This is a genomic window from Breoghania corrubedonensis, from assembly GCF_003053845.1.
In the GTDB taxonomy this organism is placed as follows: Bacteria; Pseudomonadota; Alphaproteobacteria; order Rhizobiales; family Stappiaceae; genus Breoghania; species Breoghania corrubedonensis.
Map to the genome: position 1 here is coordinate 230474 of NZ_QAYG01000008.1, position 11499 is coordinate 241972.

General features: G+C 63.9%; 7 protein-coding genes. 5 read left to right on the forward strand and 2 right to left on the reverse strand.

From position 1 onward, the window contains the following. Nucleotides 1-12: 12 nt before the first annotated feature. From ptsP to clpB, 5 genes are all read left to right on the forward strand, one after another. The gene (ptsP, locus tag C8N35_RS18585; protein WP_107991216.1) at nucleotides 13-2286 is read left to right on the forward strand and encodes a phosphoenolpyruvate--protein phosphotransferase; all 2274 of its coding nucleotides are present in this window, start codon (nucleotides 13-15) and stop codon (nucleotides 2284-2286) included. Between the two features lie 101 nt (nucleotides 2287-2387). Next, nucleotides 2388-3467 carry a peptide chain release factor 1 gene (gene prfA, locus C8N35_RS18590; RefSeq protein ID WP_107991217.1) on the forward strand — a complete coding sequence of 360 codons (1080 nt, stop codon included), beginning with the start codon at nucleotides 2388-2390 and terminating at the stop codon, nucleotides 3465-3467. Next, entirely contained in the window at nucleotides 3464-4339 is an 876-nt protein-coding gene (gene prmC, locus C8N35_RS18595) for a peptide chain release factor N(5)-glutamine methyltransferase (protein ID WP_245926857.1), read from the forward strand. Before prfA ends, prmC begins: the two co-directional genes overlap by 4 nt. A 396-nt stretch (nucleotides 4340-4735) precedes the next feature. Further along, on the forward strand, nucleotides 4736-5506 hold the full coding sequence (locus tag C8N35_RS18600; protein ID WP_107991218.1) for a DUF4167 domain-containing protein: 771 nt from the start codon (nucleotides 4736-4738) through the stop codon (nucleotides 5504-5506). Between the two features lie 342 nt (nucleotides 5507-5848). Next, nucleotides 5849-8467 carry an ATP-dependent chaperone ClpB gene (clpB, locus tag C8N35_RS18605; protein ID WP_107991219.1) on the forward strand — a complete coding sequence of 873 codons (2619 nt, stop codon included), beginning with the start codon at nucleotides 5849-5851 and terminating at the stop codon, nucleotides 8465-8467. Between the two features lie 78 nt (nucleotides 8468-8545). On the opposite strand, the gene C8N35_RS18610 is transcribed toward clpB, so the two are convergent. Continuing rightward, on the reverse strand, nucleotides 8546-10489 hold the full coding sequence (locus tag C8N35_RS18610; protein ID WP_107991220.1) for a M23 family metallopeptidase: 1944 nt from the start codon (nucleotides 10487-10489) through the stop codon (nucleotides 8546-8548). Nucleotides 10490-10952: 463 nt separating this feature from the next. Next, nucleotides 10953-11499, reverse strand: a 547-nt coding sequence (locus C8N35_RS24050) for a hypothetical protein (protein WP_210203591.1), incomplete at its 5' end; no start/stop codon positions are given.

Consider the following 11499-nt stretch of genomic DNA (forward strand, 5'->3'; position numbering starts at 1 on the left):
AGTTGGCGGAGGATGAGGGATAGTTCCGCCGGTCCACGCGTGCTGCTGCGCCGCCTTCGAGAGGTCATGGCGGTGCCGAGCGGCGCCCAGGAGCGGCTCGACCAGATCGTGCGGCACATCGCGTCCAATGTGGTCGCGGAAGTGTGCTCGGTGTACATCCTGCGTGCCGACGGTCTTCTGGAACTCTACGCGACCGAGGGACTCAATCCGAGCGCCGTCCACCATACGAGCCTCGCCGTCAACGAAGGTCTCGTCGGCCTCATCGCGGCGGAAGCCCGTCCGCTGAACCTTCCCAACGCCCAGGCTCATCCTTCCTTCGCCTATCGTCCGGAAACGGGCGAAGAGGTCTATCACTCGTTCCTCGGCGTCCCGATTCTCAGGGCAGGCCGTACGCTCGGCGTTCTGGTCGTTCAGAACAAGGCGCACCGCACCTATTCCGAGGATGAGGTCGAGGCCCTGCAGACCACCGCGATGGTGATCGCGGAAATGCTGGCGGCCGGCGAACTGGAGGCAATCTCCAATGTGGGTGCCCGGCTCGACCTGACCCGGCCGCTGCACCTGGAAGGCGTGGCGCTGTGCGACGGCGTCGGCCTTGGCCACGCGATGCTGCACGAGCCGCGCGTCGTCGTCACCAATCTTATCGCCGAGAACACAAACGACGAGCTGGAACGGCTTTCCAAGGCGGTCGAGGACATGCGGCTGTCGCTCGACCACATGCTCGAGCACGGCGACAGCGCCGCCCAGATGGGCGAATACCGCGAGGTGCTGGAAGCCTATCGCATGTTCGCCTACGACCGCGGCTGGATCCGCAGGATCGAGGAGGCGATCCGCAACGGGCTGACGGCCGAAGCCGCGGTCGAGAAGGTGCAGAGCGACAACCGCGCTCGCATGTTGCGTCAGACCGATCCCTACCTGCGTGAACGCCTCCACGATTTCGACGATCTCGCCAACCGGCTGATGCGCGAGCTGATGGGCCGCCCGCACGGACCTGATGCGCAGGAATTGCCCAAGGACGCGATCATCATCGCCCGCAACATGGGGGCGGCGGAACTTCTCGACTACGATCGCGACAGCATTCGCGGTCTCGTTCTGGAGGAAGGCGGGCCGACGAGCCACGTCTCCATCGTCGCCCGCGCGCTCGGCATCGCGACCGTCGGTCTTGTCTCCGACATCGTGTCGCTGGTGGAAGCCGGCGATGCGTTGATCGTCGATGGCGAAACCGGACAGGTTCATCTCAGGCCGCCGTCGGACGTCGAGAACGCCTATGCGGAAAAGGTCCGCTTCCGGGCACGGCGGCAGGCGCAGTATCGTCGGTTGCGCAACAAGCCGGCCGTCACGCGTGACGGCAAGGCGATCACGGTGATGCTCAACGCGGGGCTGCTGGTCGACCTGCCGCACATGGACGAGTCCGGGGCGAGCGGCATCGGTCTCTTCCGCACCGAGCTGCAGTTCATGATCGCCTCGACCTTTCCTCGCATGAAGGAGCAGATGCGGTTCTATTCGACCGTGCTCGACGCGGCGGGTAACCGGCCGGTGACGTTCCGCTCGCTCGATATCGGCGGCGACAAGGTGCTGCCTTATCTGCGCTCCATTCAGGAAGAGAACCCGGCGATGGGCTGGCGGGCGATCCGGCTCGGTCTCGACCGCCCGGGTCTGTTGCGCACGCAGCTGCGCGCGTTGCTGAGCGCCGCCGGCGGGCGGGAACTCCGGCTGATGTTCCCGATGGTTTCCGATGTCTCGGAGTTCCACGAAGCCAAGGCGATGGTCGAGCGCGAGACCAACCATCTGCGCCGGCACGAACGGCCCGTACCCTCCGTCATCAAGCTTGGTGTGATGATCGAGGTGCCGTCGCTGCTGTTCCAGCTCGACGAACTTTTCGAGGCTGTCGATTTCGCCTCCGTCGGCTCAAACGATCTGTTCCAGTTCTTCACCGCCGTCGATCGCGGCAACACCCGCGTTGCCGATCGGTTCGATACGCTCAACGTCGCGTTCCTCCGGGCGCTCAAGCTCATTGCCGACAAGGCCAGGGCAGCCGACGTGCCGGTTGCGCTGTGCGGTGAACTCGCCGGGCGCCCGCTGGAAGCCATGGCCTTGCTGGCGCTGGGGTTCGAAGCCATATCCATGTCGCCCTCGGCGGTGGGGCCTGTGAAGTCGATGCTGCGGGGGCTTGACGTGGGGCACCTGCGCGAGCGACTGCTCGCCCGGATGGATCCCTGCCACGGGAACGCGGGCTCGGTGCGCGCCCTTCTTCGCGATTTCGCCAAGGAATTCGGCGTGCCTTTGTAGCTGGGCCGGCGATGCGCCGTGACGCAAGGTGGGGTCGCCTTCCGGCCTCCGTTGCCTCCCCCTGATCCTATCGATCGCCTCGTGTTTGGAGTTGTTGCGCGATGCTTGCGCAGGAAAGACTGGACGGCCTTCTGGACCGTTTTGCCGAAATCGAAGCCCGGATGTCGTCCAATCCGGACCCGGCGACCTATGTCAGGCTGTCGCGTGACTATGCGGATCTGGAGCCCGTCGTGGCCATGATCCGCGAGGTGCGGCTGGCGATGGCCGATCTTGCCGGAGCGGAGGAGATGCTGGCGGACCCCGGCTCCGACAAGGAGATGCGCGAACTCGCGGAGATGGAGCGCGCGGAGCTGGTGGAGCGGGTCGAGGAACTTTCCCAGAAGCTGCGGATGGCGCTGTTGCCGAAGGATGCGGCGGATGCGGGCAGCGCCATTCTGGAAGTGCGTGCCGGCACCGGCGGCGACGAGGCCGCCCTTTTCGCAGGCGACCTCTTCCGCATGTATCAGCGCTACGCCGAAAGCCGGGGTTGGAAGGTGGAAGTCCTGTCTGCGAGCGAGGGCGAGGCCGGCGGTTACAAGGAAGTGATCGCATCGGTGGAGGGTAACGGCGTCTTCGCGCGCCTCAAGTTCGAATCGGGCGTCCACAGGGTTCAGCGCGTGCCGGCGACCGAGTCAGGCGGGCGCATCCACACCTCGGCCGCCACGGTTGCGGTTCTGCCGGAGGCGCAGGAGGTCGACATCGAGATCCGGCCGGAGGATATCCGGATCGACACGATGCGCGCGTCGGGCGCCGGCGGGCAGCACGTCAACACGACCGATTCCGCCGTGCGTATCACCCACATGCCGTCCGGCATCGTGGTGACGTCGGCGGAGAAATCCCAGCATCAGAACCGTGCCAAGGCGATGACGGTGCTGCGCGCCCGCCTTTACGAGATGGGGCGCGAGAAGGCGGCCAACGAACGCTCCGAGGCGCGGCGCGGGCAGGTAGGCTCGGGCGATCGCTCGGAGCGCATCCGCACCTACAATTTCCCGCAAGGCCGCGTCACGGACCACCGTATCGGCCTGACGCTCTACAAGCTCGATCAGATCATCACCGGCGAGGCGCTGGACGAGGTGATCGGTCCGCTCATCACCGAGCGCCAGGCCGCCTTGCTGTCGGCCGATGCCGACGGGGCGCAGTGACCACGCGGCCGGGACCCATCACCCTAGGGGGCGCCTATCGCCGGGTGCGCGACGCGTTGCGTGCGGCCGGCATGGCAAGTCCCGAAACCGATGCCCGGCTTCTTGTGGCCGATGTCACCGGACTTGAGCCGGCGCGGCTGGTGATCGAGGAGAACCTGCCGATCGGCGAGGATGAAGCCGCGCGCCTCGACGCCCATCTCGCCGCCCGCCTGGCGCGCAAGCCGGTGGGGCGGATCGTCGGCCGTCGCGAATTCTGGGGGCTCGATTTCGAACTGGCACCGGAGACGCTGGAGCCGAGACCCGATACCGAGACGTTGGTGGAAGCAGCGCTTGCCTTTGTCGACGAGACTGGAGGGCGCGAGCGCGCCTTGCGGATCACCGATCTGGGCACAGGGACGGGCGCGATTCTCGTCGCGCTTCTGTCGGAATTGCCGAATGCCTGGGGGCTTGCAAGCGACATCCAGCCCGGCGCATTGCACGTTGCGCGGCGAAATGCCGCAGCGAATGGTGTCGCGAACCGTATGGATTTCGTCTGCACATCGTGGATGGACGCGATTGGGGGCGACTGGGATCTGATCGTCTCCAACCCGCCCTATATCCCAAGCGCGGACATCGCTGCGCTTGAGGTGGAAGTGCGCGCGCATGATCCGCTCACCGCCCTCGACGGCGGAGTGGACGGACTTGTGCCCTATCACGAAATCGCCCGGGTTTCCGCGCAAAGGCTCGGTCCGGGTGACGCCGCGCTGATTATGGAAATCGGCTACGATCAGGGGGCGGATGTCGTGCGGATCTGCCGGGACGCGGGCTTTCACCAACTGGACATCCGCCGCGATCTGGCAGAGCGTGACCGTGTTGTCGTTGCCCGCAGGTAGACACCGGAAACCCTCGATCGACGGCCTTTAAAAATTGCGCTTGGATTTATCGTGCGAAGCGGCTACGGTCGGCACGCCGAGGCGCCAGGACGCCGGTCAATCCGCTTGGCACGATTGCCAGCCGGGCTGGGGAATAGCCGATGACCGGTGGCGCAATGGAATTCGGACCATGGTCCGGTTCCAGATTCGGTTTGCGATGGTGACTTCATCGCCTGTCCGAGACAGCGGAATGTCAGAGACCACCGATACTCGGGATGGACCGATTGCTCGGGCCGTCACGCACGCTGGTTAACGGCAACGGGGACAAATCTCCGATGCCGGGTTTCACCCCCCTTGGGTTCGGTCGAAAAGCCGATGCACTAGCACGGCAAGCCGCTCTGAAGAGATAACGGCAGTATGAGACAAAACAATCAGAACAAGCGTTTGCGCGGACGTGGTCGCAAAGGACCTAATCCGCTGACCCGGTCGTTTGAATCAAACGGTCCGGATGTGAAGATCCGCGGAACCGCTATGCACATCGCGGAAAAGTATCAGCAGCTTGCACGCGATGCGATGGTCTCCGGCGACCGCATCATGGCGGAAAACTACCTCCAGCACGCCGAGCACTATTCGCGCATCGTCGCGGCGGCGCAGCCCCAGACCAATGGTCAGGTGCCGCAGTCGCGCTCTTTCGGCGACAACGACGAAGATGACGACGAGAGCGACGAGCAGTCGGTCGAGACGCCACCCGTCGCGGCCAAGCCACGGATAATGCCCGAGGATGCGCCGCAGCCCTTTGTCGACCGTATGCCCGGCATCGATGCCAAGGCAGGCAATGGCGCCGGTGAACGTCCGGCTCGTGGCGAGGCCAACGGCGAAGACAAGGAAGAGGCGGCGGAAAAGCCCAAGGCCAAGGCGCCCGCCAGAACACCGCGGCGGTCCGCAGCCAAACCGGCTGTCAAGGACAGTGCCAAGGAAAAGGGCGCTCCCGCAGAGAATGCGGAAGCCACCGCGTCTGCTGAAAGTGGCGCGGCTGAAAGCGGTTCGGGCGAAGAGGGTGACGAGCCGGCACGGCCTCGGCGCCGCGCGCGCGGAACGCGCGGTCGCAATGTCCGTCGTTCGGCATCGTCCGGCGACGCGGAAAGCGGAAGCAACGACAGCCCCGCCACCGAGCCAAGCGAAGCCTGATCCTGTCTCGGGCCCCACACCCCCGGCATTGCCGCGCGGGTATTGGACGGCACGAGGGGATGGGGACGCGTTCGCGAACAAGGAAACCCGCGGTTGTTGCCGCGGGTTTTTGCATTTGTGGCGGGCAAACGCGCTGCAAAATCGGCTTGTCGATCGCATCCCCCTTTTTGTTGTCAATCTGCAACACTATATCCGGTTCGCGGCTTGGAGCTGGACCACGCGCATTTCTGTGCAAGGTCGGCTCCCTATGAGGAAACAAGCCGTGCGAGGGCCCGCAGGCCTCGCCCTTTCCGATTTCGCAAGGCCATGCTTCGGGTGGTGCTGCGGCGAGGAGGTTTGACTATGGATATGGAACGTTACACGGAGCGCGTGCGGGGATTTCTCCAGACCGCGCAGACCTATGCCCTGGGACAGGGGCACCAGCAATTCACGCCTGAACACATTCTGAAAGTTCTGCTCGATGACCGCGAAGGCATGGCATCGGGGCTGATCTCGCGCGCCGGTGGGCGGGCGAAGGATGCGTTGACCGCTGTCGAACTGGCACTCGACAAGATGCCGAAGGTTTCCGGCGGCAATGGCCAGCTCTACATGGCGCAGCCGCTCGCCAAGGTCATGGAACAGGCAGAACAACTCGCCGAGAAGTCGGGCGACAGTTATGTCACGGTGGAACGTCTCCTGATGGCGCTGGCCATGGAGAAGAGCGCGGAGACGTCCCGGATTCTTGCCAATGCCGGCGTCACGGCCGCCGGCCTCAACCAGGCGATCAACGAATTGAGAAAAGGCCGCACCGCCGACACCGCGTCGGCTGAAAACCGGTATGACGCGTTGAAGAAATTCACCCGCGACCTGACCCAGGACGCCCGCGACGGCAAGCTCGACCCGGTGATTGGCCGTGACGATGAGATCCGTCGCACCATGCAGGTTCTGGCGCGGCGCACGAAGAACAACCCTGTGCTGATCGGCGAGCCCGGCGTCGGCAAGACCGCGATCGCGGAAGGTTTGGCGCTCAGGATCGTCAACGGCGACGTCCCGGAATCGCTCGCCGACAAGAAGCTGCTGGCGCTCGACATGGGCTCCCTGATCGCCGGTGCGAAGTACCGTGGCGAGTTCGAGGAGCGGCTGAAGGGCATTCTGCAGGAAGTTCAGGCGGCGGAAGGACAGGTCATCCTGTTCATCGACGAGATGCATACGCTGGTTGGCGCGGGCAAGGCGGACGGGGCGATGGATGCCTCCAACCTGCTGAAACCGGCGCTGGCGCGTGGCGAGCTGCATTGCGTTGGCGCGACGACGCTCGACGAATACCGCAAGCACGTGGAGAAGGACGCGGCGCTGGCGCGGCGCTTCCAGCCCGTCTTCATCTCCGAACCGACGGTTGCCGACACGATTTCCATCCTGCGCGGCCTGAAGGAAAAGTATGAGCTGCACCATGGCGTGCGCATCGCCGACAGTGCTCTTGTGGCGGCAGCCACGCTGTCGAACCGCTACATCACCGACCGGTTTTTGCCGGACAAGGCGATCGACCTTGTCGACGAGGCCGGTTCGCGGCTGCGCATGCAGGTGGATTCAAAGCCTGAAGAACTCGACGAACTCGACCGGCGCATCATCCAGCTCAAGATCGAGCGCGAAGCCTTGAAGAAGGAGACCGACCAGGGTTCGCGTGACCGGCTTGAGAAGCTGGAGGGCGAATTGGTGGAACTGGAAGAGGAATCGGCGGCTTTCACCGCGCGTTGGCAAAGCGAGAAGGAGAAGCTGTCTTCCGCCCAGAAGGTCAAGGAGCAGCTCGACCAGGCCCGCAGCGATCTTGAGAAGGCCCAGCGTGCCGGCGATCTCGCCAAGGCGGGTGAACTCGCCTACGGCGTCATCCCGAAGCTTGAAAAGCAGATCGCCGAGGTCGAGGCCGCCGAAAGTGCCGATGGTCCGGACGCAATGGTTCAGGAAGCGGTTACGGCGGACAACATCGCCCAGGTCGTCTCGCGCTGGACTGGCATTCCGGTCGACAAGATGCTGGAAGGCGAGAAGGACAAGCTCCTGCGCATGGAGGATGAGCTGGCACGGCGTGTCGTTGGCCAGGAGGAAGCTGTCCATGCCGTTTCCACCGCGGTTCGGCGTGCTCGTGCGGGCTTGCAGGACCCGAACCGGCCGATGGGTTCGTTCATGTTCCTGGGCCCCACCGGCGTCGGCAAGACCGAGCTGACCAAGGCGCTCGCCGACTTCCTGTTCGACGACGAGACCGCGATGGTTCGTATCGACATGTCGGAGTTCATGGAGAAGCACTCCGTGGCCCGCCTGATCGGCGCACCTCCGGGCTATGTCGGCTACGAGGAGGGCGGGTCGCTGACCGAGGCCGTCAGGCGCCGGCCTTATCAGGTGGTCCTGTTCGACGAGATCGAAAAGGCGCATCCGGACGTCTTCAATGTGTTGCTGCAGGTGCTCGACGATGGCCGGCTGACCGATGGCCAGGGCCGCACCGTCGACTTCCGCAACACGCTCATCGTCATGACCTCGAATCTCGGTTCCGAGTTCCTGGCGAATCAGCCGGAAGGCCAGGAATCGGCGGCCGTGCGAGAACAGGTCATGGGTGTGGTGCGTGGGCATTTCAGGCCCGAATTCCTCAACCGGCTGGACGAGATCATTCTCTTCCACCGGCTGCAGAGGTCGCAGATGGCCGCGATTGTCGACATCCAGCTCGACTATCTGGAAAAGCTGCTTGAGGACCGCAAGATCGTCCTGAACCTCGATCCCTCAGCCCGTACGTGGCTTGCGGAAAAGGGCTACGACCCGGTCTATGGCGCGCGGCCGCTGAAGCGGGTCATTCAGAAGCAGGTGCAGGATCCGCTGGCCGAGCGCATTCTGGCCGGGGACATTCGCGATGGCGACACGGTCGAGGCCACGGCGGGCACGGACCGGCTGCTGTTCTCGCGCTCTGGCGAGGGCGCTCCGCAGCTCGCGGCGCAGGCCTGAAACGTCGCTCGCTTTCGTTCCGAGAATCAGAAAGGCGGCCCGGTGGGCCGCCTTTTTTCGTGTGTTGCAATTTCGCGATCAGCGCGAGGCGATCCGGTTTTGAACCGGGCCGCTGCGTTGCAGCAGCGCGTCGATGCGATCGCGCTCGCGTTCGAAGCTGGCGAGCAATTCACCCTCAAGCACGCGCCCGCGCGGCAACTTGATCCGGTTCGGATCCACGAACTTGTTGTTGATGCGCACTTCGTAATGGACATGGGGGCCGGTAGAGCGACCGCTTGAGCCGACATAGCCGATGACCTCGCCCTGCTTGACGCGCACACCGGGCTCTATGCCCTTGGCTATGGCCTGTTGATGGCCATAGCCCGTCTCGTAGCCGTTCGCGTGGCGAATAAGAGTGAAGCGGCCATAGCCGGAACTCCAGCCTGCTTTTTCAACTACGCCGTCGCCTGTGGCGTGGATCGGCGTACCGCGCGCGATCGCCCAGTCGACGCCGGAGTGGAATTTCACGAAGCCCAGGATCGGATGCCGGCGCTTGCCGAACGGCGAACTCACCCGGCCACCGGTGATCGGCTTGCGCATCAGGAACTTCTTCGCGCTACGCCCGTCCTCGTCGTAGAAATCGACGGCGCCGTCGTCCGGGGTACGGAAGCGGTAGAAGTGGTGCGTCTCGTTGCCGACCGTGAGCGAGGTGTAAAGGACCTCCGGCGGCTGGCCGTTGCTTTCCTGGTCGAGGGAATAAAAAACCTCCAGCTGGTCGCCAAGCTTGACCCGGGAATTGTAGTCCACGTCGTAAGAGAAGATGTGGACCAGGTCTTCGATCAGCGGCTCCGGCAGGTCATTGTCGAGTCCGGTCTGGTAAAGCGCGGTATAGAGCGACGGCGTCGGCCCGGAAAGCGTCATGCGGTCGGCGGCGGCAAAGGCGTCCGGCATGAGCGTCGTCGGAGCCGCAGCCGCCACGTAGTGTCCCTCGTCGGACAGCGCGACCGTACCCTGGTGCACCTGATCGACATAGAGGGAGACGCGCTCGATCCGGATCTCGCCGGTGTCGTCGTCCGTCCCCTTGCCGATGCGCACGCGCTGGCCCGGTTGCACTTCCTCGATGTTGTAGTCTTCCGCGAAACGCGCGGTGATGTCGTCGGCCTCTTCCTCGCTCGCCTCGTTGTCGAGCAACACCGCTTTCAGCGATGTCTTCTCACGTACCGGAACGATCCGTTCTTCCATGTCGGAATAGGCCGGATTGTCGTCGGTCTTGGAGACGAAGGAGACGTTCTCCGCGGCGATGCGCACGGACAGATTCGACAGGGCGCTCTGCTGGGCGAGGTCGAAGTCGAAGCGGCCGGGATCGACGACGGGCAGAGACGCGACTTCGGCCTTGTCGTCCGACAGGAAGCGGCCTGAATCGCGCACGATGCGTTCGATCTCGCCGTCTTCGGTCTCGTCTCCGGTGTCGACCTTGACCTTGTTTACGGGGAAATCGTGGACGGAGATGGTGACCTCGCCCTCGACATGCGCGGCGTAGATGGAATCGCTGGCGCTGCGGTCGGGAAGCACGTCGTTGTTGGAGACAAGCTTCAAGGGATTGAAGGGCGGAATCTTCAACGCCATCTCGTTGGAGCGCCGCGTCTCCAGCGTGGCGTTGACCAGGGCATAGGGCTTGGCCTGGATGTGAACCGCGTCGCCTTCGCGCGTCAGCGTGTTCACCTGGATGACCTGGCGTGTGGCAAACTGTGAATCGGCGCCGGTGACCCGGTCGCCCTTCTGTGCCTTGCCCTCCTGCAGGGCGATCTGCGCTCCACTGGCCGGCGGCGTCGCCGCTTCAACCGTGTAGCGTCCGTCGAGAGCGGCCACCAGAGCGCCACCGATAAGGAATATGGAGGTGAAGCCGGTCAGCACGGTTCCGGTCAGCCAGCGCAACGAAACTTCCCGCCGGGTCGGCGGGCCGTTGCGATCCTCGAAGGCAACAAGAGGAGGTTCGTTGCCGAGGTCGATCGTGGCCGGAGTGGGGTGGAAACCCATTTGCATCGGCAGGCGTCGGCTCCCGAGAACTTGCCGGCCCGCAGGCCGTGCGATTTGGTGTGGTCTCACTGACCACCTGCAGGCGGTCAAGTCAATCGTCTAGAACAGCGCTCGGCGGCGCGAATGCGCACGAGAAGCGCAAGATAGCCGCCATGCAGAAGGAAACCGGCGCCCCGCGTCTTGCACGAAAACTCCAAGCCCGGAACCACGCGGCCCGACTTCTTATACACGGGGGGGGCGTGCGAGAGCCCTCCTTATACAGATGGCGCCGACGGATATGATCCGTATCGCTACGGTCCCGACAAGGCCGCATTATGACAAAGGGGCGACCACGACCTTCGACGCTCCCGCCCGTAGTCGGCGGCACGCACCTGGGCCGCGCCGGCGCAATGCTCTTATCCCGGTGTGGGCGAAGAGGAACGAGCCAGACGGGCAGTCATATCTCTTCTATGGGCGTCCGCGGCAAACATCATAGCCCCGTTTCGGGGCCGGCATCGGCATCTCGCCCTGGCGGCGCATCCGCCAGGTGATTTGTCCGTTTCGGTTGTGGTTCGCCCCCGTTTTCCTGAGCCGACGCAGCATCGCAAAAAACCGCCTGCAGAGGTTGGGGCGGATGGAAACCGCAGAAATCTGCGATTTCCGCCTTGGAATTCAAATGGTTATTCACAGGGCCCTGGGGATAAATCGAGGAAATGCAAGAAGGCGAAGAAATCTGATTTTCGGGGGTTGACGGTCGAGGACCCCCCCGACTATATAAGCACCACACCGGGCGACGGGGACGCGCCACCGCAACGGCGGCGCCCGACACTCGGTGGTTCCAATAAAGACGAGACCTTGGTTCGATCAAATGGTTTCGTGCCTGCGACCTGAGAGGTTCGCCTTGAAGTCGCAACAGGCCGAAGCCACGGTTTTGTGTCTGTTGGAAGGATGAAGTTTTCTTCATCGGTTTTTTGACAATTTGATAAGAAGAAAGAGAAACGTGGGCGGCGGAGCGCTTGCGGGATCTTGGAGCCTTT